The sequence below is a fragment of the Xanthomonas populi genome (assembly GCF_002940065.1).
Taxonomy (GTDB): Bacteria; Pseudomonadota; Gammaproteobacteria; order Xanthomonadales; family Xanthomonadaceae; genus Xanthomonas; species Xanthomonas populi.
This window is the reverse complement of sequence record NZ_MDEJ01000044.1, coordinates 1-22,157: the sequence shown is the minus strand read 5'-3', so window position 1 is coordinate 22,157 and position 22,157 is coordinate 1. Positions and strand designations below refer to the sequence as shown.

Genomic DNA, 22,157 nt, shown 5'->3' with positions numbered 1-22,157 from the left:
CCAACTGGCGTGCGCGGTGATATGTGGCGCATCAGCTGCGTGGTGCGCGCGCGGGGTTGTCGTCATTGCGCATGCTCGCGTACTGCAGGTTTCGCCAATGCACGTCTCGCACGCGGATCACGGTACCGCGCGCGGGTGATGTGCGGATCACGACAGATCACCGATGGCATCGTGCGTTGGTACCTGGTTGCCCAGCTGCGCTGCGATGCGCGTGCGGCGTCTGCACGCAGGTGCAGGCGTGGTGCTCACGCGTGCGCATCGCAGCATGGCCAACCGCGCAATGACGATGCGATCAATAGTTGAAGAACACCGTTTCTGCATCGCCCTGCATATGGATGTCCCACACATAGTCGCCACCACCGCGCGATTGGGCCAGCAGCGTGGCGCGACGCTCGGCCGGCACCAGGGCAAGAATCGGATCGCTGCGCAATTGCGGGTCGTCGGCGAAGTACAGCCGTGTCGACACGCCGCGCAGCAGCCCGCGCATAAACACCAGCACGGTCAGATGCGCTGCCTGCAGCTTGCCGTCCGGGCCTGCCACCACGCCCGGCTTGATGGTGCTGAAGGAAAAACCTCCTTGCGCATCGGTGGGCACGCGGCCCCAGCCATCGAAACTGGATGCATGCGTTTCGAAGCGGGTGTCGGCGGCATGCGCATAGATGCCAGCAGCATCGGCTTGCCAGAGTTCCAGCACCGCGTCGGCCACCGGGGTGCCGGCGCCATCAAAGACGCAACCGCTGATCTGCACCTGCGTGCCCGCGGCCTGCGCAGGTGCGAGTTGATCGCGATAGAGCGGCTCCAGCCCGAGCCGGTAATACGGGACAACGGTTTGCGACGGGGTTGTGTGCAGGCTCATCAACTCACTCCCAGACCGTTTGCTTGCGCCCGCGCAACACGATGTCGAAGCGATAAGCCAGTGCGTATTCGCTCACCGCGTTTTCCCAGTCGAAACTGGACACCATGCGTTCGCGCGCCAATGCATCGTCCACGCAGTTGTAGATCGGGTCGTGCGCCAGCAAGGGGTCGCCGGGGAAATACATCTGGGTGATGAGCCGCTGCCCGATGCCATCGCCATGCAGCGAAAAATGTATATGCGCCGGCCGCCAGGCGTTGTAATGATTGCGCCACGGATATGCGCCCGGCTTGATGGTCTTGAACGCATAGCGGCCTTGGTCGTCGGTGAGCACCTGGCCAGTGCCGCGGAAGTTGGGGTCCAGCGGCGCGTCATGGCGATCGCCGGCGTGTTGATAGCGGCCAGCCGTGTTGCATTGCCACACTTCCACCACGCTGTTGCGCACCGGCTTGCCGTTTTCGTCGAGCACGCGACCGGACACGATGATGCGCTCGCCCAACGGCTCGCCAGCAAAGCCTGCAGTGAGATCGGCGGCATGCTCGCCCAGGGTGAGCCGATCCAGTCGCGGCCCGGTGACTTCCGACAGCGTGACCGGGATGTCGATCGGCGCGCGCGTGGGGCCACGCAATGCGGTGGATGCATAGGGAAGATGCAGATAAGCCGGTTGCGTGCCGATCTGCGGCCGGCGATAGCCAAGCAGCGGATCGACCGACATGTCAGAGCTGGGGTCGCGCATACGGGATCTCCATCGGTTGCGCTGCGGCAGGGTTGAGAACGCTATGGGTGTGCGGTAACGGCAGCAGTGGTTGCAAACGCCGCACTACACGCGCTCGATCGCCAGCGCCACGCCCTGCCCCACCCCGATACACATGCTGGCCAGGCCACGCCGTCCGTTGCTGGCTTCCAGTTGCCGCAACAAGGTCAGCGCCAGACGCGCGCCGCTCATGCCCAAGGGGTGACCGAGCGCGATCGCACCGCCGTTGGCGTTGACGTGAGGCGCATCGTCGGCCAGCCCGAACGCGCGCGTGCAGGCCAGTGCCTGCACGGCGAAGGCTTCGTTGAGTTCGATCGCATCGAACTGTTCGATGGTCAGGCCCAACCGCGCCAGCAAGCGCTGCGTGGCCGGCACCGGGCCGATGCCCATGAAGGCCGGCTCCACACCCGCCGAAGCGAAGCCGAGCACGCGTGCGCGTGGGGTGAACCCGTGTGCGTTTACGGCCTGCGCGGAGCCCAGCAACAAGGCAGCAGCGCCATCGTTGAGACCGGACGCATTGCCGGCAGTCACCGTGCCGGGCTGGCGGAACACCGGCTTGAGCTTGGCCAGCATCTCGGCAGTGGTATTCGGGCGCGGGGGCTCGTCGCGATCGAAAGCGGTTGCCTCGCCACCTTTGCGTGGGACCACGGTCACCGGCGTGATTTCTCCATCGAAGAAACCGGCCGCCTGTGCGGCGGCGGTGCGCTGCTGACTGCGCAGCGCAAAGGCGTCCTGTTCTTCGCGCGCGATGGCATGGCGCTGTGCCACGTTTTCTGCGGTTTCGCCCATCAACTCCACGCCATAGGCGCCCTGCATGCTCGGATTGACGAAACGCCAGCCCATGGTGGTGTCTTCCAGCTGTTGCGTGCGGGCGAAGGCGCTCTCGGCCTTGCCCATCACCCACGGCGCGCGCGTCATCGATTCAACACCGCCGGCAATCGACAGCCCCAGTTCGCCGGCACGGATACCGCGCGCCACCGTGCCGATCGCATCCAGCCCGGAACCGCACAGACGGTTAAGCGTGCTGCCCGGCACCGAACTGGGCAACCCCGCAAGCAGCAGACTCATGCGCGCGACATTGCGATCGTCTTCGCCGGCCTGATTTGCGCAACCCAGATACACGTCGTCGATCAGCGCCGGCTCCAGTTGCGGGTTGCGTGCCATCAACGCGGCGATCGGGACCGCGCCCAGATCGTCGGCGCGCACGCTGGCCAGTGCACCGCCATAGCGGCCGATCGGGGTGCGGATGCCATCGATCAGATAGACCTCGCTCATGCCTCGGCTCCCGCTGCCTGCTTGCCATGTGCTGCGTCGGTGCGTGCCTGCAGCGCGCGCAATGCCTGCAATTCCGCAGCGCTCGGTGGGGGGGTCTGCGCCAGATCGTTGGCGAAGCGGATCGGCCAGCCGGTGGCCGCACGCACCTGTTCGCGGGTGCTGCCGGGGTGCAAGGCGGTGACGGTGAGTTCGCGGGTGACGGGGTCGGGCTCCATCACGCATAGATCGGTGACGACCACCGTGGGGCCGGCACCGCGCAGGCCGGCACGCTGCCGCGCATCTCCCCCATCCAGATGCCCGACCGTGGTGATGAAGTCCAGCACCGGCACGAAGCTGCGTCGGGATTGGCGAATGATGATGAACACCTGCTTGGCGCTGGCCGCGATCTCCGGCGCGCCACCCGCACCGGGCAGCCGTGTTTTCGGCGCGTCGTACGGGCCGATCACCGTGGTGTTGAGGTTGGCATGGCGATCGATCTGGGCCGCGCCCAGAAAGCCGACATCGACCCGGCCGCCCTGCAACCAATAACGAAAGATCTCCGGCGTGGAGACCACGGTGTCGGCGGTTTCGGCTAGTTCGCCATCGCCGATCGACAACGGCAGCACGTCCGGTCGCGCGCCGATCGGGCCGGATTCGTAGACCAGGGTGACGTCCGGCGCATGGGTCAGCCGCGCCAGATTGGCGGCGGTGGATGGCAGGCCGATGCCGACGAAACACACCGCACCGTCGGACAGGCGACGCGCAGCCGCCACGGTCATCATTTCGTTGGTGCTGTAGTCGCTCATGCAGCCACCTGCAACAGCGATTGCGCGTAAACGCGCTGGAAGGCAGCGAAATCGTCGGTGTCGAGAATATGCGTCTGGATCCAGACCTGGAAGCGCGCACGGTCGCGTGCGATCGCATCCCAGGCGAGGTAAAAGCGATTGTCGCGAGCGTAATAGCCATACGCGTACGACGGCGCCGCGCCACCAGGCACATGACAGACCGCATCGACCACCCAACGCGGCAGGATGCAGGCGTTGGGCGGCGCGTCCAGCCTGTCGACGATCTCTTCCACCGTCACGATCACCTTGCGTGCGGCCAATGCGGCTTCCTTCTGCACGCCCAGAATGCCCCACAGCAGCACATTGCCGCGGCGGTCGGCCTGCTGCGCATGGATCACGGTGACATCGGGGTTGACGGCGGGCGTGATGGCCAGCGTCTCGCCGGTGTAGGGGCATTGCAGGAACTTGATGCCGTCGTTACGCGCGGCAGGTCCGAGCCGACATAACCGCGCAGCACCGCGAGCGGCAGGCCCGATGCACCAGCCACGTATGCGTTGGCCATGTCGGCATGGCTGTGTTCGCGGATCTGCAACGGTTGCGGCCAGGCATGTTCGACCGCATCGCGCAGCCGGTGCAGCGAGCCGACGCCGGGATTGCCGCCCCAGGAAAACCGCAATGCCGAGGCACACCCGGCGCCGATCAACTGGTCGTAGATCAGGTTCGGGGTCATGCGTACAAGGCGCAGATCACGCTTGTGCTGGCGGATCACCTCGTGGCCGGCGGCATGCGGAATCAGGTGGGTGAAGCCTTCCATCGCCACGCAGTCGCCATCGGCGATCAGCTGGGACACCGCTTCTGAAAGGGAGACGATCTGGGCCATTGCAAGGTCCTGCGCAGCGAGCGAGCAGTCACGTTAGGGGCAGCTGCACAGCTCGGTCAATGCGATTACCGAGGTAGATATTCGATAATCGCACAATTTCGCTAGTCCGCTGATGCTCCAGCATTGTCTCCGGTGTATACATAACTTCGCTTGTAAGCAGACGCCAGCGCCGGCGTGCTTTCCAACTGGTTGCAGGCAGGCGTACCGATGTCGATTCGCCCCCCAGGTTGTATACAAACCCCAGGAGTCACGGTCATGTCCCAGTCCAAGCAGCTGTTTCCTCTCAACGCGTGGTATGCCGTCGCCTGGGACCACGAGATCAAGCACGCGCTCACCCCGCGCAAGGTCTGCAACCTGGATGTGGTGTTCTATCGCAGCACCGCCGGGGCAGTGATCGCACTCGAAGACGCGTGCTGGCATCGCCTAGTGCCGTTGTCGATGGGCAAGCTGCGTGGCGACGATGTGGTGTGCGGTTATCACGGGTTGGTCTACAACACCCAGGGCCGCTGCGTGCATATGCCCTCGCAGGAAACCATCAACCCGTCTGCGTGCGTGCGCAGTTTTCCGGTCGCCGAGAAGCACCGTTATGTGTGGATCTGGACGGGCGATCCGGCGCAGGCCGACACTCGCCTGATTCCCGATCTGCATTGGGCGCACGACCCGGCCTGGGCCGGCGATGGCCGCACCATCTACGCAAAGTGCGATTACCGGCTGGTGCTGGACAACCTGATGGACCTGACCCACGAGACCTTCGTACATGGCTCCAGCATCGGCCAGGACGAGATTGCCGAAGCGCCGTTCGATGTGATGCATGGCGACCGCTCGGTGGTGGTGTCGCGTTGGATGCGCAATATCGACGCGCCACCGTTCTGGGCCAGCCAGATCGCCCGCCATCTGAATTACCACGGCAAGGTCGATCGCTGGCAGATCATCCGCTTCGAAGCGCCCTGCACCATCGCCATCGATGTGGGTGTGGCCATTGCCGGCACCGGTGCGCCGGAGGGCGACCGCAGCCAGGGCGTCAACGGTTACGTGCTCAATACCATCACGCCCGAAACCGACACCACCTGCCACTACTTCTGGGCGTTCATGCGCAACTACGCGCTGCACGATCAATCCTTGACCACGCTCACCCGTGCCGGCGTCACCGGCGTGTTCGGCGAAGACGAGGCGGTGCTGGAAGCGCAGCAACGCGCCATCGATGCCCATCCGGATCACGCCTTCTACAACCTCAACGTCGATGCCGGCGGCATGTGGGCACGCCGTGTGATTGATCGCCTGATCGCACAGGAACAGCGCGCGCAGGAACTGTCGCTGCGCATGGTGGGCTAAACCCAACGCGCCGGAGATTCGCATGTCACCTACCACCCCGTTTCGCAGCAGTGCCGCGCAAACCACGCGCGCGCTGCTGTCGCTACGCGAACTGATTCTCGACGGCACCCTGCCCGCCGGGACGCGACTGTCCGAGCTTGCGGTGGTGCAGCGTCTGGGCATGTCGCGCACCCCAGTGCGCGCGGCCTTGCAGCGGCTGTGCGAAGAAGGCCTGGCCAGCGCACTGCCGGGCGGCGGTTATGCGGTGCAGGCCTTCAGCGAACGCGATGTGCACGATGCGATCGAACTGCGCGGCACGCTCGAAGGCCTGGCTGCGCGCATGGCCGCCGAACGCGGAGCATCGGATGCGTCGCTGACCCAGGCACGCCAGTTGCTGGACACCCTCGACAGCATCGTCGGCTCGCCGCTGCACGCCATCGACTTCAGCGCTTACGTGCAGGCCAATGCGCAGTTCCATGCGTTGCTGGTGGCAATGGCCGGCAGCGATGTCCTCGGCCGCGAACTCACACGCGTGCTGCAGCTGCCGTTCGCCTCGCCCAACAGCCTGGTCATGGCGCAGACCACCAGCGCCGAGGCGCGGCTGATCCTCACCCTGGCGCAAGACCAGCACCGCGAAGTCATCGCCGCCATCGAATATCGCCAAGGTGCGCGCGCCGAAGCGCTGATGCGCGAACACGCGCGGCTTGCACATCGCAATCTGCGCCACGTGCTGCAAACCCCGGCGGCGATCACCCAGGTGCGCGGGGGCGCATTGATCGGCCGCGCCCATCCCTCCGCCGCTGGCAGCAGCCGGCCCGCCCTTCTGCCTGGAGTTCCCCATGCGTAAAGACACCCGGTGGCACCGCGCCCATGTCGTCAGCATTGCGGACGCCTGCGAGGGCGTGCGCGAAATCGTGCTAGACCCCGACACAGCGGCGCGCCCCTTCGAGGTCGGCAGTCATCTGGATTTTCGCGTGCAGCTGCATGGCCGCGCCGACGTGCGCTCTTACTCCCTGGTGGGCGAGCCGAGGGCCGATGGCTATTACCAGATCGCGGTACGGCAGATGCCCGACAGCCGCGGCGGCTCGCGGCATATGTGGACCTTGCAGCCCGGCGATATGGTGGAGATCTCCCCGCCCAGCAACAACTTTGCGCTGGATGAAGGCGGCCAGGAGATCCTGCTGATCGCTGGCGGGATCGGCATCACCCCGATCATCGGCATGGCGCAGCGGCTGGCGCGTCGCCACCGCGCGTTTCGCCTGCTCTATGCCGGGCGCACACGCAGTGCGACGGCCTATGTCGACGAACTGGAAACGCTGCTCGGCGAGCGTTTGCAACTGCAATGCGACGACAGCGCGGGCCCTCCGGATCTTGCCGGCGAGCTGGCGCGGTTGTCGCCCAATGCCGAGGTGTACGTGTGTGGGCCGCTGGGCATGCTCGAAGCGGTACGACAGCACTGGCATGCGGCCGGTCGTTCGCGCGCGCGGCTGCATTTCGAAACCTTCGGCAACAGCGGGCGGGTGCCGGCGCAGGCGTTCGTGGTCAAGCTGCCCGGACTCGGCCTGGAAGTACCGGTGGCCGAGAACGAATCGATGCTGGATGCGCTGGCCGACGCCGGGGTCGAGCTGATCGCCGAATGCCGTCGCGGCGAATGCGGGCTGTGCGCGGTGGAGGTGCTGGAAAGCGCGGCCGACATCGACCACCGCGACGTGTTCTTCAGCGACGAACAACGCCGCGAGAACCGCAAGTTGTGCGCCTGCGTCTCGCGCGCGGTGGGCGGTAGCATCAGCATCGATACCGGTTATCGCGGCGAGCTTGGCTGAACTGCCATTACGCCGACGGTTGCCGCGCCCATCGCCACGCGGGTGCGGTCGAGGCCTGGAATCGGCAGGGATGACCCGTATGCACGGAGTCTGGCACTCCGGCCGTCCCTGATGGCTGCTCGCCATAGGTCGCAAATGATCGGCGTGCACACTGAAGCAGGCTGGCGCCGCCGCGTACCTGCTTGGTGTCCACCTACGCACAGGTCGCGATCGGCCTGCAGCGATGAGGTGAGGTTGGCCGACCGGCCATTGCCATCACGACGCTGGCGTCCCTGCATGGAGCCGATTGCAGCACGCTCAGGAGCATCGCGGCGAACGCATGGTCACAAAAGCCGATCCCGGCCAGTGCGTGGTCAGGCCGGTCCCACCCCGCAGCGCGTGTTTGCATCCTCACCCACATGCGCGATCATCTGCGCATGGAGTCGACTCACTACAGGACGGTCCCGGCGCCGGCCCTCAACCCGCGTCAGGAACAATTGGTGGCATTGGTGCGGCAGCAGGGCTTTGCCGAGGTGGAAGGGCTGGCAACGCGCTTCGAGGTCACGCCGCAGACCATCCGCCGCGACCTCACGCTGCTATGCGATGCCGGCGTACTGCGCCGCTATCACGGCGGCGTCAGCATGCCCTCGAGTGTGGAAAACCTCGCTTACAGCGCGCGCAAGGCCTTGCAGGCCCGCGAAAAACAGCACATCGCCGCGCAGGTGGCGCGCTTCATTCCCGACGATGCCTCGTTGTTCATCAACCTGGGCACCACCAATGAAGAGGTGGCGCGTGCGTTGCTGCAGCACCGCGGCCTGCGCGTGATCACCAACAATCTCAATGTGGCGGTGCTGCTCAGCGCCAACCCGAGCTTTGAGGTGATCGTGGCCGGTGGCGTGGTGCGCGGGCGCGACCAGGGCGTAACCGGCGAGGCGACGGTGGAATTGATCCGCCAGTTCAAGGTGGATTTCGGGGTGATCGGCATTTCCGGCATCGACCTGGACGGCACCTTGCTGGACTTCGACTACCAGGAAGTGCGCGTGGCCCAGGCCATCATCGCGCACTCGCGGCAGGTGCTGCTGGCCGCCGACCACAGCAAGTTCGGCCGCAACGCCATGGTGCGGCTGGGTGCGATCGCCCAGGTGCACGACTGGTTCACCGACCGACCGCCGCCGCAGGACCTGGCCGCAGTGCTGGCCGAAGCCGGCACCCGCGTGCATCTGGCAGCGCCCGGCGATGCCAGCTAAGGCGATTGTTCGTTTTTGTGCGTTTGCGACAAGCACATGGCGGCTGACTACCAAAACCGATTTAGTTAACCGATCAGAGACTCAGTTGCGGTAGGCCGCTTCGCGGTCACCCGAGCTGAAACGCAGGCTTGCCAGTTCTTCACGTCCCGATAAGGTTTGATGTTCGAATATGTTCGAACATGACAACTTATGTTCGCTTTTGTAGCGCGCCCGGAGGCAGACATCAATGGGCGAGACATACGATCTTCTGGTGATAGGCGGCGGCATCAACGGGGTCGGCATCGCCCGCGATGCGGCCGGGCGCGGCTTGTCGGTCTGTCTGTGCGAGCAGGACGACCTGGCTGCGCATACCAGCAGCGCCAGCACCAAGCTCATTCACGGCGGCCTGCGCTATCTGGAGCAGTACGAGTTCGCGCTGGTCGGCAAGGCGCTAGCCGAGCGCGAAGTGCTGCTGCGGCTGGCTCCGCACATCATCTGGCCGCTGCGCTTCCTGCTGCCGCATCAACCGCATCTGCGCCCGGCGTGGATGATTCGTGCCGGCTTGTTTCTGTACGACCATCCCGGTGGCAGCAAGCGCAGCCTGCCGCGCTCGCGCCGGCTGTCGCTGCGCACGCACGCCGTAGGTCAGCCGCTGCAGGAATCGCTGCGCACCGGCTTCGCGTATTCCGATGCCTGGGTGCAGGATGCACGGCTGGTGGTACTCAATGCGATGGACGCCGCCAAGCGTGGCGCGCAGATACATACGCGCACACGCTGCGTCGGTGCATGGCGCGATGCCGGGTTCTGGTGCGCCGAACTGGAAGATCGCGACGGCCACCGCCGCACCGTGCAGGCGCGTGCGCTGGCCAATGCGGCTGGCCCGTGAGCGGTGTCGTTCCTGGACAAGGTGGCCGCGGTGCCGCACAAACATGCGCTGCGTCTGGTCAAGGGCAGCCACATCGTGGTGCCCAAACTGTTCGACCACGACCACGCGTACATCTTCCAGCAACCGGATAGGCGCATCGTGTTCGCCATTCCGTACGAGCACGACTTCACCTTGATTGGCACCACCGACGTGGATTACCAGGCAGACCCCGCCGCTCCCAAGATCGATGCGGCCGAGGTGCAGTACCTGTGCGAGGCGGTGAACCTGTATTTTCGGCAGCAGATCACCCCCGCCGATGTGGTGTGGAGCTATAGCGGCGTGCGTCCGTTGCTCGACGATGCCGAAGACAACGCCGCCGAAGTCACCCGCGATTACCAGCTGGAAGTGCTCACCGACGGCGCGCCGTTGCTCAACGTGTTCGGCGGCAAGCTGACCACCTATCGCAAGCTCGCCGAAGAAGCGGTCGACCGCCTCACCCAGGCCCTGGGTGCGCGCAAGCCGGCGTGGACCGCGCGCGGCGATGCATTGCCCGGTGGCGAACAGCGCGATATCGCCAGCCTGCTCGAGCGCGTAAGCAGCGAGCGCCCGTGGCTACCGGCACCCACTGCACAGCGACTGGTGCGCAATTACGGCACCTGCGCGCAGCAGCTGCTTGGCGACGCGCAAGATCTTGCCGCATTGGGCACGCATTTCGGTGCCGACCTGTATCAAACCGAGGTCGACTATCTGCGCACCCACGAATGGGCCATGACCGCCGACGATATCCTTTGGCGCCGCAGCAAACTCGGCCTGCGCATCGATGCGGCCGGGCGCCAGCGTCTGGAAGACTATCTGCAGACGCAGTCGGTCCAGCAGGCGGACGTTGTACCGGCCTGATCGCACCGCGTTGCCGGCGAGGACGGATCGTTCGGCAACGTATCCTGGCGCATTCGCCAGCAACATCCTGAGTCACGTGGAGGGCACCCCAGATGAGCACCACCGAACACCCCTGCGCGCCAACGTGCGCGCATCGCCGCTCTGCCTGCGTCATTGACACCAGCATCAGCACTGTCACAACCACGAGTACGTGCGCATGAGCCGCCAACTCGTGGGTGAGTTGATCTCCGAAGCGGTGGCAATGTTCATCATCATCGCGCTTGGCGATTCGGTCGTAGAGGATGTACATCCTCTACGACCCTAGCCCGTATCAGAACGCCTACTGGGGCGTGTGTATCGCCTGGGGCCTGTCGGTGACGCTGGCGATCTATGTCACCGGCTCGGTGTCTGGCACTCATGCCAATCCGGCGGTAACGCTGGCGCTGGCGTTGTTCCGCGATTTCTCCTTGAAGAAAGTGCTGCCGTACTGGAGCGCGCAGGTGATCGGTGCGTTTCTGGGTGCGGCCATCGTCTACCAGATGTACGGGCCGGTGATCGACCACTACAACCAGGTGCAGCAGCTCACCCGCGAAGCCGGTGGTGCCGCCGGGGTGTTCTTCACCGCGCCCGGCCTTGCAGTCACGCCGATGCATGCGCTGGTCGACCAGATCATCATCACTGCGTTTCTGATCTTCGGCATCTTCGCCATCACAGAACAGTTCAACGAAGCCGCGCCGACCGCCAACTCCGGCGCGTTGATGATCGGTCTGCTGGTGGCCACGCTGGGCGCGTCGATGGGCTATCTGGAAGCCTGGGCGATGAATCCGGCGCGCGATTTCGGCCCGCGCCTGTTCGCCTACTTTGCCGGTTGGGGCGAAGCCGCGTTGCCGGCCAAGGACAATTACTGGTGGATTCCGATCGTCGGCCCGTTGATCGGCGGCCCCATTGGCGCGCTCGCCTACCAATGGCTGATCCTGCCGTTCCTGCCGGCACGCGTGCGGCATCTGCAGGGCAGCAAACCACCGCTCGATCCGCGCTAATCGCACTGCTGCTGCACGACCGACAAAGCAATGCCGCCGCCGTCGAGCAGGCGGTGGCTGTATCGGCCTCTCACGCAACCGCGTGCACCGACCACTTTCTCGCCGCGCGCCAGCGCCGGCACTGTTTGAGGAATCTCCGATGGAAAAGCAATACGTCCTTGCGATCGATCAAGGCACCACCAGCTCACGCGCGATGTTGTTCGATCGCCGGGGCAAGGTGGCCGGTGTGGCGCAGCGCGAGTTCGGCCAACTCTTTCCGCAGCCGGGTTGGGTGGAACACAACCCACGCGAGATCATGACCAGCGTCTACACCACGATTACCGAGCTGCTCAACAACGCGCAGATCGCTGCGCGTTCGATCGCCGGTATCGGCATCACCAACCAACGCGAAACCGCAGTGGTGTGGGACAAGGCCACCGGCCAGCCGATCTACAACGCCATCGTGTGGCAATCGCGGCAGACCAAGGACATCTGTGCCCAGCTCAAAGAGGCTGGGCACGAGCAGATGGTGCGCGACAAGACCGGCTTGCTGATCGATGCGTATTTTTCCGGCACCAAGGTCAAGTGGATTCTCGATCATGTGGAAGGCGCCCGTGAGCGGGCACAGAAAGGCGAACTGGCCTTCGGCACCATCGATAGTTGGCTGATCTGGAATCTCACCGGCGGCAAGGTGCACGTCACCGACTACACCAATGCCTCGCGCACGCTGATGTACAACATCCACACGCTGGAGTGGGACGCCGAACTGCTGGCCATGCTCGACGTACCGGCGGCAATGCTGCCGGAGGTGCGCTCCTCCAGCGAAATCTACGGCATGACCCAGACCCAGTATTTCTATGGCGAGCAGGTAGACATCGCAGGCATCGCCGGCGACCAGCAGGCCGCGTTGTTCGGCCAGGCCTGCTTCGAGCCGGGCATGGCCAAGAACACCTATGGCACCGGCTGCTTTGCACTGATGAACACCGGCGACAAGGCGGTCGCCTCCAAGGCCGGTCTACTGACCACCATTGCCTGGGGCATCGACGGCAAGGTCGAATACGCGCTGGAAGGCTCGATCTTCGTCGCCGGCTCGGTGGTGCAATGGCTGCGCGACGGCCTGCGCATGCTCGGCAAGGCCAGCGACTCGCAAGCCTACGCCGAGCGTGCCGGCGACAACGAGGGGGTCTATCTGGTGCCGGCCTTCGTCGGCCTGGGCGCACCGTATTGGCGCAGCGATATCCGCGGCGCGGTCTTCGGGCTGACACGCGGTACGACCAAGGAACACTTCGTGCGCGCGGCGATCGAATCGATGGCATATCAGACCCGCGACGTGTTGACCGCGATGCAGGCCGACTCGGGCATCGAGCTCAAAGAATTGCGTGCCGACGGCGGCGCGATCGCCAACAACTTCATGGCGCAGTTTCAGAGCGACATGCTCAACGTGCCGGTACTGCGTCCGGAAGTGGCCGAAACCACTGCACTCGGTGCAGCCTATCTGGCCGGGCTGGCAACCGGCTTCTGGAGCAGCCGCGAAGAGATCGCCAAACAGTGGGCAGTGGATCGCCGCTTCGAGCCGAGCATGGCCAACGACAAGCGCGAACAGCTCTATGCCGGCTGGCAGCAGGCGGTGGAAGCGACGATGGGTTTCCGCATCAGCTAAGCACTGCCAGCAAAACGACTGCGCCCACCATCCGGTGGGCGCAACGTTTTGTCAGCGACTCGCACGCACTAAGCACCGCAGCACTGCACTGTGCAGCCCTGCAACGCTGCAGCAATTACTGGCCGCCGGTATTGGCACGGCCGGCAATCGTGTCCGGATCCCAGTGTTCCTTGATCAGGCCTTTTTCGATGCGGAACATGTCGAACCAGGTGGTGGTATAGGTCTTGCTCGGATCGCGCGGATCCGGCAGCGTGCGCACCGACACCAGCGTGACCAGATCACGATCCGCGGTGATGGCCACCAGCGGCAACTGCACGCGTGCCTGCACCGGCGTCGGCGGCACGAATGCGGTCAGGAAGGCGATGAATGCATCGCGACCGTTCGCCACGTTCGGGTTGTGCTGAATATAGTTCTTGTCCATGTATTTCGGCGCTTCCTGTACCTGGCCAGCTTCGAACACGATGCGCCAGAAGTCGTAAACCAGCCGCTTGTTGACGGTTTCGGGCCAGGTAGAGCCGAGCAGCATCTTCTGATGATTGGGATTTGCAGTCACTGCGGTCTGCGCGAACGCAGCCACGGGCGCCACCAGCATGACCAGTAACAAGGCGCGGGAGAACAGGGTTTTCATGGAGCACTCCTGGGTGGAGACGGGCACTGCGCTCGCTGAAGACAGCAGCACGATGCTCCGCTGATTGGGGTAATGACGCGTCCTTGATACACAGCGATTTCTACGCGTCGCCGCCAGCCTACCGGCCGCGTTCGCTCGCCCGCTAGCCGCCTGAAAGTGCACCAGGGAACTTCTGGAATGGGTGGTGAGCAAAACACAACCATTTAATGTGATGCGTGCCATGTGCCTTGGCGGGAGCGAACGAACGCCAAGAGCTGCCCGATATGTGAGTTTGAGTGCAGTGCAGGAGGCACAACTCACGAATCTGTGCCGATTCCGAGCAACGAGACGACTTGTCTGACGGCCACGCAGCGGTGTGTCGGCCGCCTTGGTCAGCTCACCCTAGTCAGCCAACTCCACCAGCGGCAGACCGGCATAGTTTTCTGACACCGTGGCGCGACCGGCCTCGCTGCCCAGCAGGTAATCCAGCTCGGCAGAACGTATGCGCGCGGTAAACGCATCTTCATCGTCGAAGGTGTGCAGCAAGGTGGTCATCCACCAGGAAAACCGCTCAGCCTTCCAGACCCGCTGCAACGACAGTGACGAATACTGTTGCAGCACGCCGGCATCGCCGGATGTCTTCCAGCGTTCGAACAACTGTGCGAGCAAGCCGACATCGGCCAGCGCCAAGTTCAAGCCTTTTGCCCCAGTCGGCGGCACGATATGCGCCGCGTCGCCGGCCAGAAACAAGCGGCCGTACTGCATCGGTTCGGCGACAAAACTGCGCAACGGCGCGATGCTCTTTTCGCTCGACGGTCCGGTGACCAGTTGCGCAGCCAAGGTGTCTGGCAGCCGTGCGCGCAACTCATCCCAGAAGGCTTGATCGCTCCATGCCTCCACGCGCGCCTCTGCCGGCACCTGCACGTAATAGCGCGTGCGTGTGGGTGAGCGCATCGAACACAACGCAAACCCGCGTGGGTGGCGCGCGTAGATCAGTTCATCGTGCACTGGCGGGGTGTCGGCAAGCACGCCAAGCCATCCGAACGGATACACGCGCTCGAACAGGCGCAGACGCTCGGGTGGAATGCTGGCACGGCTGATGCCATGGAAGCCGTCGCAGCCGACGATATAGTCGCAGGCGATACGCTGGCGTCGGCCATCAAGGGTGAATTCCACGGTGGGCGCGTTGCTTTGCACCTCGCACAGCGTGACGTCCTGGGCGTTGTAGTAAGTCGGCGCCGCGCTGCGCGCACGTGCCTGCATCAGATCGGCGGTAACCTCGGTCTGGCCGTAGACGGTGACGCCACGCCCGCAGCCGCGTAGCAGATCGATACGCTCGCGCTGGCCATCAAGCGACAATTCGAAGCCGTGGTGCAGCAAGCCTTCGCGCTGCACGCGTTCGCCCACGCCCGCCCGCTGCAACAGCTCCACACTGCCCTGCTCGAGCACACCGGCACGAATCCGCCCAAGCACATGCTCCGGCGTCTGCCGCTCGATAACGACGGTATCGATACCGGCGCGCAGCAGCAGCTCGCCCAGCAACAGGCCGGAGGGACCTGCGCCGATGATCGCAATCTGGGTTCGCATGTACTGCTCCTGCGTCAGCTGGCTGATGCAGGCCAGTGTCGGTAGCCAAGCGCGCGCTTTGAAGGGATGATTGCCCGCAGTGCTTGGACTTTTCGACGATGCCGACACGCACGCCAGACATTGCTGCAGCAACACCTGTTCCCGCTTTCGGTCTGTACGGCGAGCACGATGCCGACGCGCCGGAGTTATTGCACTGGGAGTCGATCGCCGCACGTAGCCGGCTGCATGATTGGCACATCGCTCCGCACCGGCACCAAAACCTGGCGCAGCTGCTGTACGTGCAGCGCGGGCCGGCAACGTTGCAGCTGGATGGACGCACCCAGCGCGTGCGTGGCGCCACCGTGATGTGGCTGCCGCCGCTGTGCGTGCATGGCTTCGGATTCGATTCACAGGTGCGCGGGCACATCATCACCTTGTGCATGCCGTTGGTGCGCAGTGCGCTGAGCGCCGCACCACTGCTGCAGCGCGCATTGGCGGCGCCTTTGGTGCTACAAGTAGAACAATCACGCGGATTGCTCAACGTACTGTTCGCCGCCATCGCCGACGATCACGCGCGCCAGCGCATCGGTCACGACGCCGCGTTGCAGGCAGCTGCGACGCAGCTGTTGATCTGGACCGCCCGCACCGCACTGGAGCGCGCACAGGACACGGCTGCGGTGAGCCCGCAGACCGATCCGGCATTGCGCCATCTACGCGGCTATCAGGCCTTGATCGACCAGCACTATCGCGCGCATTGGCCGATCTCCCGCTATGCCGATCAATTGGGACTGGCACCGGGCCATCTCAGCGCGGTGTGCCAGCGACTGGCCGGTGCTTCGGCGTTGGAGCTGCTGCAGCGCCGGGTCATGCTGGAAGCACGCCGCAGCCTGCGCTACACCAGCCTGAGCGTGCAACAGATCGCCGCCAGCCTTGGATTTTTCAACGCTGCGTATTTCAGTCGCTACTTTGCCCGCCACACCGGCAGCTCGCCGACGCGCTTCCGTGCCGGCGATTAAGAGCGGCTAACAAAACCTCTTGAATGCTATCTCCAGGGTGGCAAAACGGGGCCATGGCACGGAACAAACAGATCCCTATCGCGCTGTGGAAGCGCATCCAACCACTGAGTCCGCAAGTCAAGCCTTCTGCTAAAGGTGGGCGACCTCGTCTCAGTGATCAGCAGGTCGCAGGCATCGGCAAACTGCGCATCCGCCTTGAACGCCGCATCGATCTCCACTTGGCGTTGCTCTGGCTTGCATGCTCCATCATCGGTTTACGGCTTTTTGCTGGGTGTTGTTGGCGGCTCTTGGTGAACAGCATTACGGACATGCCGGGGCCTTCAGTATCGATCAGACGTGATCGATTACAGAATGCGCTCGTCCGGCGCGAGCGGATCGGACGGCGGCGTTTGATACGCCGATATGATCGGCCCACGCAGCGACTGCTGCGGCAAGCCCTCATGCACCGGCTCGCCGCGTGCCGCGCGCAGGGCATTGGCATAGCAGTGCTGCGCCGACAGCAGATCGCCGGCCGCCGCAAAGCCATGCCCGAGTTCTTCCCAGGCCACGCTGCCGGCGCCATTGGCCACGGCGCGATGCAGAAATTCTTCGGCCTGCGACCATTGCTGTTGGTGACGCGCCAGGCGCGCCATCGTCAACAACAAGCCAGGGCTGTCCGGATACTGGGTCAACCAACGCTGCGCACTGGCGCGGCGCGAATCGTATTTTTCCAGCGGCAGCACGCCGTACAGACGCACCAGCGATTCGTCCCACTGCGTGTCCAGCGCCTGTTCCAGGCTGTGTACGGCAGCATCGTCCCAATGCAGAATCGCCGCGCGCTGTGCATAGGCGCCGACCACGGCCGGATAAGTGCGCAGCGGCTTAGGCAGCGCTTCCCAGCGTTCGGCCAAGGCATTCGCATCGCCAGCCTGTAACAGCGTCTGTTCGGCCAGCGTGGCTTCGAGCGCGTTGTAGGCATCGGGTGCCAGCACCGCCTGCTGACGCAATGCGCCGAGTTGACCGTAAGCCTCGTCGGCACGGCCGATCTGCGCCAAGGCCTGCGTGCGCAGCAGCAACCCACGTGCCGGCAGCGGTTGCGCGCTGGCGATATCGAGCGCATTGATCGCCTCGACCGGACGTTGCCGCGCCAGATGCCGCTCGCCTTGCAGCAGTGCATGCGCAGTGGGATCGCGCTCGGCCAGTTGCTGGGCCAGCGCATTGGCCGATACCTCATCGCCGCGAGCATCGGCCACACGCACCGCACTCGCCAGCGCGATGCCGCTGACGTCGTCATCTTCGCTGGCGGTGACCAGCAGGCGCTCGGCACGCTGCCACTGACCGTGATCGGCGGCGCGCAGGCCTTCGATCAGGCGGGCGCGGCCCTTCTTGCGGCGGTACTTGGCCCAGACCCGGAACGGCAGGCTGATCAACGTCCACAGCAGCCACAACACCAGCAGCGCGATGACCAGAATCAGCAGCGCCTGCGGCATCGCCGCGCGGTAGTCGTTGCCGCCGACGCTGACCACCACATTGCCCAGGTCATAACTGTTTTGATGCGACAACCATTGCGCACCGAGCACGCCCAGCGCCATGGCAACCAACAGGATCAAGACGGTATGCAACACTTTCATTGGGTGGATCTCCCTTCACGCATGGCCTGCAGTTGCAGCAGAGTGGTGCCCAGTTCCGGCAGGCGCGGACGCAGTGGTGCTTGTTGCAGTGTGCGCAGGCCCGTGCGGGTCTGGCGACGTTGTGGCGAATCCGGCCACAGCCGGGTGGTCCAGGTGTCCACGCGCCGCAGCGATTGGGCGAAGCCCTCGACATCGCCGCGCTCGGCGGCAGCGCGCGCCAGGCTGACTTCAATCTGCAAGGCATCGCCTGCGGCGTTGCGGTCGCCGCCGGTGAGCAGCGCATCGCCACGGCTGGGGCGAATGTCCACCAGCGGTGCGAGCACTGTTTGCCACCATGGCTGCGCGGCTTCGCTCTCTTGCGCGGTTTGTTCGGGCAAGCGCTGTAGATCGGCGGCGAGTTTGCCCAGCAGTTGACCGGCCTGCGCTTGCGGGCCGGCGCCGAGGCGGTCCAGTGCGTCGCGTTCCTGCACCAGCGCCTGGCGCAGGTTGAGATAGCCCGGGTCGTCGACGCCGTTGAGTGCGGAATTGGCTAGGGCATAGGCACGGCGTGCGCCGTCGGCGTCGCCGGCAATACTCAGCCGTTGCTGACCGAGCCGTAGCAGCAATTCCACTTCATCCAGGCGCAGCGCCTGCGCGCCATGTCGATTGGGATCGGCCAGTTTTTTTACGGTTTCTTCGAGCAGCGCGCTGCGCTGACTCAGGCCAAGCATTTCATCGCGCAGCACGCGGTTGGTCGCCGCAGCATCCTGCAGGCGCTCGTTGGCCAGGCGCTGATCGCGGCGCAGGGTCTCCAGCATCTGCTGTGTGCCATCCCAGCGTTGCTGCTGCGCTTGGGCCGCCTGCAGCTGCCCGCCTTGATAGGTCTGCCATGCGCGCCAGCCCAGAAACAGCGCCACGCCGATAGCCGCAACCGCAACCGTAAGCAGCAGCCAAGCCACGGGGAAGCGTCGCGTGGAAGCGGGCATTTCAGTCATTGGGACATCCTCGGGCGGTCACGACTGGCGCATGCGCCGCAGTCAGCTAGTACAGCATGGCGTGCAGCGGCAGACACCCGCAAGCGGTGTCTGGGTTCGGAGTTCAGCAAGGTCGCGATGGTGTCACGATCGCTGCGGCGGCAGCGGCCAATTGCTCAGGCAGTGGCCCTGCGGCGCGCGCCACCTGGGTGAAGCCGGCGGCGCGTGCGGATTCCAGCATGCGCTCGCTGGACGCCACCACCGGATGGTGGCGCCAAGCCTGAACCAACGCTGTTGGCAGCTGCTGCAACACCAGCGACAACGCCTCTGCGCTGCTCAACGCCAGCACGCTGCGTGGCAGTGCATTGGCCAAGGCCTGCACTGCCGATGCACGCAATCGCAGCGCAACGCGTTGATAGACATCGGCGCGCAGGATACGTGCGCCACGTTGCTCCAATGCCGGTGCCAACACCCCGCGTCCACCTGGCGCAGTGATCAGTCCGACCGCCTGCAGCGGCGGCTCGAACAGCGCCAGTGCCAGCAGTGCTTCGCTATCCATGCGCGCAGGCCGCAGCACCGCATCGATCCCGCAGGCCTGCAATGCGCGCGCTGCGCCCTCTCCCACGCTCACCCATTGTGCCTGTGCTGGCCGCTGCAATGGCGAAAGACGCTGCGCGGCGCGCACCGCTGCCGGGCTGGTGAACACGACGATCGGCGCCTGCAACGCCTGCTGTAACGCTGCCCGCGCCTGCGCATTGTCGTTGGTCTGCAGTCGCCACGGCGACAATGCGAGCACCCGTCCGCCCTGCCGCGCAACCGCCCGGCGCAGCGGCGCGTGCTCACCGCTGGGCCGCAGCGAGATCAGGGTCCAGGCGTCGGCAGCTGGGGCGGTGCGGGTCATCCAGCAATTATGCGAGAGCAATGCCGCATCGGGGCAGGTGTGCCGTGCTGCGATGGCGAGCATTGATCCTCACCTCGCCCTGTCCGGCCTTGCGTGCCGGCCAGGCTGCATGCCTGCGTTTATGCAGCCATAACCTCGCGCCCGGGTCTCTGCCAGTAACTGCTTCCACCCACGATCCGCCATGACAATCGAGTTTAAGTGGAACCGTGATCAAGTCTTACCTTATCAACATGCAGCGCAGCGGCGACCGCCTGCAAGCGATGTCGACGCGGTTCCAGGCGCTGGGGATGCCGTTCGAGCGCATCACCGCCGTCGATGGCGCCATGCTGGCGCCCGAGCAGATCGCCGACTTCGTACGCGACCGCCCCCTGGAAGGCTCTGGGGATGCGTTCAGCAACGGCCCGCGCAAGTGGACCGCGTCCAACATCGGTTGCTTTCTGAGCCATCAGGCGGCCTGGCGCATTGCGGCGGACTCCGACGACGCCTAGACCGCCATCTTCGAAGACGACATGCATCTGTCCGACGCGCTGCCGGCGCTGTTGCGCAGCACCGACTGGCTGCCGGCGGGCAGCAGCATCGTGCGGCTGGAGCCGTCCTACAACCGCATCAAGCTCGATGCCAAGGTTGCCGATGTCGGCGTGCGTCAGCTGCGCTTGGTGCGTCCATCCACCTATCAACACTGCTGGCCGGTCTGCGCCGGTGCGCTGATCATCAGCCGCGATGCAGCGCGATTACTGCTGGCCGCCGACGCGCGCTGGCACACCATGGCCGACATTTTTCTGTTCGGCTGGAACGAATCGCCGGTCGCACAGCAACTGTCCACCTATCAGCTGTCGCCGGCCGCGTGCATCCAGGACAAGTTCTTCCACACCGCCCCGGAGCAGATCGTGTTCACCAGCACCATCGATGCGCCGTTGACGCAGGCACAAAAGCAGCGCAGCGCGCATTGGAGGGCCAAGGCCACCGCATTGTTGCGTGTCGCCCAGGGCTACCGGAAGGTGGTGTTCGCACCTTGATCCAAGCGGTGCGAACCTGGACTGCGCGGCATGCGTTAGACCATGCGTTACCGCATGTCGTTTAGTGCACAAGACGCTCGCGGAACATTGCGGCATGATGCCGCCCTTGACCGTCTTCCAGCCTTCGCCGATGACATCTTCATGCACACTCGCATCCGCCCTGCAGTCGCTGCAGCAGCAATTCATTGCCATGCCGCCTGTGCTGTCGATGGGCGTCGCGGTCGACGGGTTGCATGACGGCGCGCTGCGCTTGCGTGCGCCGCTGCAGGCCAACGTCAACGATAAGGCCAATGCGTTCGGCGGCAGTCTGGCTTCGTTGATGACGCTGGCCAGTTGGGGCTGGCTGACCGTGCAAATGCAATTGGCCGGGCACAGTGCCGATGTGTATGTGGCCGAGAGCCAGCTGCACTACCTCGCCCCGGTGTATGAAGACCTGGTGGCCAATGCCGAGCCGTCCGAACTCGGCAGCTGGGAGGCGTTTTTGGCAACCTTCGGTCAGCGCGGCAAGGCACGCATCGGTATGCGTGCGCAGATCGCGCTGGGCTCGGGCGCGTCGGCAGCAACCTTGAGCGGGCGCTTCGTGGCGTTTCCAAAACGGTAGGATGCGGGCTGGGTTCAAGGGGGAATGCGCATGCGTGCAGTGATGGGGGCAATGCTGATGCTCGGGCTGGCGATGGTGAGCGGTGTGGTCTTTGCTGGCAGTCGCGCCCAGGCGCGCGCGCTGGAAACCACCCAGGCCGCCTACACCGCCGCCGTGCGCTGGAGCGATTTCGATGCCGCGCAGGGCTTTGTCGAACCCGCTTATGCCCAGGCGCATCCGCTCAGCGATCTGGAACGTTCGCGCTATGAGCAGGTGCAGATCTCCGGCTACCGCGAGGTACGGGTAGGCGAAGACGCCGCCGGCGCCCTGCGTCGTGAGGTCGAATTGCGCGTGATCAACCGCAACACCCAGGCCGAGCGGCTGGTGCGCAGCATCGAGCTATGGCGCTGGGACGCCGAACGCAAACGCTGGTGGCTGGCCAGCGGCCTGCCGGATCTATGGCAGGGCCAATAGCCTTTACCGCTGCGCCCTGGGCCTCGCACGCGCCAGCTGTGCGACAATTCCCGCCCGCTTGAACGACCTTGACCCTGAGGTATCCCCACGTTTTTCAGCCCATGACCATCTGGTTGTAGACGTGTTCGGGCAGTGTGCGTAATCGCTCC

17 protein-coding genes and 6 pseudogenes are annotated in these 22,157 nt (G+C 64.8%); 13 read left to right on the top strand and 10 right to left on the bottom strand.

The window, feature by feature from the left end; genetic code table 11:
• Positions 1 to 292: 292 nt before the first annotated feature.
• From pcaG to XpopCFBP1817_RS09175, 5 genes and pseudogenes are all read right to left on the bottom strand, one after another.
• On the bottom strand, positions 293 to 856 hold the full coding sequence (pcaG, locus tag XpopCFBP1817_RS09195) for a protocatechuate 3,4-dioxygenase subunit alpha (protein WP_128416898.1): 564 nt from the start codon (positions 854 to 856) through the stop codon (positions 293 to 295).
• Between the two features lie 4 nt (positions 857 to 860).
• Positions 861 to 1,589, bottom strand: coding sequence for a protocatechuate 3,4-dioxygenase subunit beta (gene pcaH / locus XpopCFBP1817_RS09190; RefSeq protein ID WP_128416897.1), 729 nt, complete (start codon positions 1,587 to 1,589; stop codon positions 861 to 863).
• Positions 1,590 to 1,673: 84 nt separating this feature from the next.
• A complete protein-coding gene (gene pcaF / locus XpopCFBP1817_RS09185) occupies positions 1,674 to 2,882 on the bottom strand; it encodes a 3-oxoadipyl-CoA thiolase (protein ID WP_128416896.1) in 1,209 nt (402 codons plus the stop codon).
• Positions 2,879 to 3,667, bottom strand: a complete 789-nt coding sequence (locus XpopCFBP1817_RS09180; RefSeq protein ID WP_128416895.1) for a CoA-transferase subunit beta — start codon at positions 3,665 to 3,667, stop codon at positions 2,879 to 2,881. The genes pcaF and XpopCFBP1817_RS09180 overlap by 4 nt, the downstream gene beginning before the upstream one ends.
• Positions 3,664 to 4,526: pseudogene (locus XpopCFBP1817_RS09175) on the bottom strand (CoA transferase subunit A). Before XpopCFBP1817_RS09175 ends, XpopCFBP1817_RS09180 begins: the two are co-directional and overlap by 4 nt.
• A gap of 255 nt (positions 4,527 to 4,781) precedes the next feature.
• Here XpopCFBP1817_RS09175 and XpopCFBP1817_RS09170 point away from each other — a divergent pair.
• From XpopCFBP1817_RS09170 to glpK, 7 genes and pseudogenes are all read left to right on the top strand, one after another.
• Positions 4,782 to 5,858: an aromatic ring-hydroxylating dioxygenase subunit alpha gene (locus XpopCFBP1817_RS09170; RefSeq protein ID WP_128416894.1), complete on the top strand. Its 1,077-nt coding sequence runs from the start codon at positions 4,782 to 4,784 to the stop codon at positions 5,856 to 5,858.
• A gap of 22 nt (positions 5,859 to 5,880) precedes the next feature.
• Positions 5,881 to 6,684, top strand: a complete 804-nt coding sequence (locus XpopCFBP1817_RS09165) for a GntR family transcriptional regulator (RefSeq protein WP_128416893.1) — start codon at positions 5,881 to 5,883, stop codon at positions 6,682 to 6,684.
• Entirely contained in the window at positions 6,677 to 7,660 is a 984-nt protein-coding gene (locus tag XpopCFBP1817_RS09160; RefSeq protein ID WP_128416892.1) for a PDR/VanB family oxidoreductase, read from the top strand. The genes XpopCFBP1817_RS09165 and XpopCFBP1817_RS09160 overlap by 8 nt, the downstream gene beginning before the upstream one ends.
• A gap of 398 nt (positions 7,661 to 8,058) precedes the next feature.
• Positions 8,059 to 8,886 carry a DeoR/GlpR family DNA-binding transcription regulator gene (locus tag XpopCFBP1817_RS09155; protein ID WP_128416891.1) on the top strand — a complete coding sequence of 276 codons (828 nt, stop codon included), beginning with the start codon at positions 8,059 to 8,061 and terminating at the stop codon, positions 8,884 to 8,886.
• Positions 8,887 to 9,112: 226 nt separating this feature from the next.
• A pseudogene (glpD, locus tag XpopCFBP1817_RS09150) lies at positions 9,113 to 10,627 on the top strand (glycerol-3-phosphate dehydrogenase).
• Between the two features lie 196 nt (positions 10,628 to 10,823).
• A pseudogene (locus XpopCFBP1817_RS09145) lies at positions 10,824 to 11,646 on the top strand (MIP/aquaporin family protein).
• Positions 11,647 to 11,785: 139 nt separating this feature from the next.
• On the top strand, positions 11,786 to 13,285 hold the full coding sequence (glpK, locus tag XpopCFBP1817_RS09140) for a glycerol kinase GlpK (protein WP_128416890.1): 1,500 nt from the start codon (positions 11,786 to 11,788) through the stop codon (positions 13,283 to 13,285).
• 115 nt (positions 13,286 to 13,400) lie between these two features.
• Here the strand turns inward: glpK and XpopCFBP1817_RS09135 are convergent, their stop codons facing one another.
• Positions 13,401 to 13,913 carry a nuclear transport factor 2 family protein gene (locus XpopCFBP1817_RS09135; RefSeq protein ID WP_128416889.1) on the bottom strand — a complete coding sequence of 171 codons (513 nt, stop codon included), beginning with the start codon at positions 13,911 to 13,913 and terminating at the stop codon, positions 13,401 to 13,403.
• A gap of 381 nt (positions 13,914 to 14,294) precedes the next feature.
• Positions 14,295 to 15,479 (bottom strand): 4-hydroxybenzoate 3-monooxygenase, encoded by a 1,185-nt coding sequence (gene pobA / locus XpopCFBP1817_RS09130; protein ID WP_128416888.1) that lies wholly within the window; start codon positions 15,477 to 15,479, stop codon positions 14,295 to 14,297.
• Positions 15,480 to 15,577: 98 nt separating this feature from the next.
• Here pobA and XpopCFBP1817_RS09125 point away from each other — a divergent pair, with 98 nt between their 5' ends.
• The 3 genes and pseudogenes from XpopCFBP1817_RS09125 to XpopCFBP1817_RS23970 all read left to right on the top strand — a co-directional run.
• Entirely contained in the window at positions 15,578 to 16,474 is an 897-nt protein-coding gene (locus tag XpopCFBP1817_RS09125) for a helix-turn-helix domain-containing protein (RefSeq protein WP_128416887.1), read from the top strand.
• Positions 16,475 to 16,527: 53 nt separating this feature from the next.
• Positions 16,528 to 16,638, top strand: a pseudogene (locus XpopCFBP1817_RS22135) (IS5/IS1182 family transposase); the annotation flags it as partial.
• A gap of 3 nt (positions 16,639 to 16,641) precedes the next feature.
• Positions 16,642 to 16,752: pseudogene (locus tag XpopCFBP1817_RS23970) on the top strand (IS5/IS1182 family transposase); the annotation flags it as partial.
• A 66-nt stretch (positions 16,753 to 16,818) separates the two neighbouring features.
• Here XpopCFBP1817_RS23970 and XpopCFBP1817_RS09110 read toward each other — a convergent pair.
• The 3 genes from XpopCFBP1817_RS09110 to XpopCFBP1817_RS09100 form a co-directional block, all read right to left on the bottom strand.
• Positions 16,819 to 18,084, bottom strand: coding sequence for a heme biosynthesis protein HemY (locus XpopCFBP1817_RS09110; RefSeq protein ID WP_128416886.1), 1,266 nt, complete (start codon positions 18,082 to 18,084; stop codon positions 16,819 to 16,821).
• The gene (locus tag XpopCFBP1817_RS09105; protein ID WP_128416885.1) at positions 18,081 to 19,058 is read right to left on the bottom strand and encodes a uroporphyrinogen-III C-methyltransferase; all 978 of its coding nucleotides are present in this window, start codon (positions 19,056 to 19,058) and stop codon (positions 18,081 to 18,083) included. Before XpopCFBP1817_RS09105 ends, XpopCFBP1817_RS09110 begins: the two co-directional genes overlap by 4 nt.
• Positions 19,059 to 19,161: 103 nt before the next feature.
• Complete coding sequence (locus XpopCFBP1817_RS09100; protein WP_128416884.1) at positions 19,162 to 20,001, bottom strand: uroporphyrinogen-III synthase; 840 nt, start codon at positions 19,999 to 20,001, stop codon at positions 19,162 to 19,164.
• Between the two features lie 143 nt (positions 20,002 to 20,144).
• Between XpopCFBP1817_RS09100 and XpopCFBP1817_RS09095 the strand changes: the two are divergent.
• From XpopCFBP1817_RS09095 to XpopCFBP1817_RS09085, 3 genes and pseudogenes are all read left to right on the top strand, one after another.
• Positions 20,145 to 20,954 (top strand): annotated as a pseudogene (locus XpopCFBP1817_RS09095) (glycosyltransferase family 25 protein).
• 130 nt (positions 20,955 to 21,084) lie between these two features.
• Positions 21,085 to 21,555, top strand: coding sequence for a YiiD C-terminal domain-containing protein (locus XpopCFBP1817_RS09090; protein ID WP_128416883.1), 471 nt, complete (start codon positions 21,085 to 21,087; stop codon positions 21,553 to 21,555).
• A 30-nt stretch (positions 21,556 to 21,585) separates the two neighbouring features.
• Entirely contained in the window at positions 21,586 to 22,008 is a 423-nt protein-coding gene (locus XpopCFBP1817_RS09085; RefSeq protein ID WP_128416882.1) for a hypothetical protein, read from the top strand.
• Positions 22,009 to 22,157: the final 149 nt, after the last annotated feature.

Coding starts and splice junctions, on each gene's coding strand:
- XpopCFBP1817_RS09090 (WP_128416883.1), top strand. CDS start 21,085: ATGACATCTTCATGCACACTCGCATCCGCCCTGCAGTCGCTGCAGCAG.
- XpopCFBP1817_RS09170 (WP_128416894.1), top strand. CDS start 4,782: ATGTCCCAGTCCAAGCAGCTGTTTCCTCTCAACGCGTGGTATGCCGTC.
- XpopCFBP1817_RS09125 (WP_128416887.1), top strand. CDS start 15,578: ATGCCGACACGCACGCCAGACATTGCTGCAGCAACACCTGTTCCCGCT.
- XpopCFBP1817_RS09085 (WP_128416882.1), top strand. CDS start 21,586: ATGCGTGCAGTGATGGGGGCAATGCTGATGCTCGGGCTGGCGATGGTG.
- pcaF (WP_128416896.1), bottom strand. CDS start 2,882: ATGAGCGAGGTCTATCTGATCGATGGCATCCGCACCCCGATCGGCCGC.
- XpopCFBP1817_RS09135 (WP_128416889.1), bottom strand. CDS start 13,913: ATGAAAACCCTGTTCTCCCGCGCCTTGTTACTGGTCATGCTGGTGGCG.
- pobA (WP_128416888.1), bottom strand. CDS start 15,479: ATGCGAACCCAGATTGCGATCATCGGCGCAGGTCCCTCCGGCCTGTTG.
- XpopCFBP1817_RS09105 (WP_128416885.1), bottom strand. CDS start 19,058: ATGACTGAAATGCCCGCTTCCACGCGACGCTTCCCCGTGGCTTGGCTG.
- XpopCFBP1817_RS09155 (WP_128416891.1), top strand. CDS start 8,059: ATGCGCGATCATCTGCGCATGGAGTCGACTCACTACAGGACGGTCCCG.
- XpopCFBP1817_RS09110 (WP_128416886.1), bottom strand. CDS start 18,084: ATGAAAGTGTTGCATACCGTCTTGATCCTGTTGGTTGCCATGGCGCTG.
- XpopCFBP1817_RS09165 (WP_128416893.1), top strand. CDS start 5,881: ATGTCACCTACCACCCCGTTTCGCAGCAGTGCCGCGCAAACCACGCGC.
- glpK (WP_128416890.1), top strand. CDS start 11,786: ATGGAAAAGCAATACGTCCTTGCGATCGATCAAGGCACCACCAGCTCA.
- XpopCFBP1817_RS09160 (WP_128416892.1), top strand. CDS start 6,677: ATGCGTAAAGACACCCGGTGGCACCGCGCCCATGTCGTCAGCATTGCG.
- XpopCFBP1817_RS09180 (WP_128416895.1), bottom strand. CDS start 3,667: ATGAGCGACTACAGCACCAACGAAATGATGACCGTGGCGGCTGCGCGT.
- pcaG (WP_128416898.1), bottom strand. CDS start 856: ATGAGCCTGCACACAACCCCGTCGCAAACCGTTGTCCCGTATTACCGG.
- pcaH (WP_128416897.1), bottom strand. CDS start 1,589: ATGCGCGACCCCAGCTCTGACATGTCGGTCGATCCGCTGCTTGGCTAT.
- XpopCFBP1817_RS09100 (WP_128416884.1), bottom strand. CDS start 20,001: ATGCTCGCCATCGCAGCACGGCACACCTGCCCCGATGCGGCATTGCTC.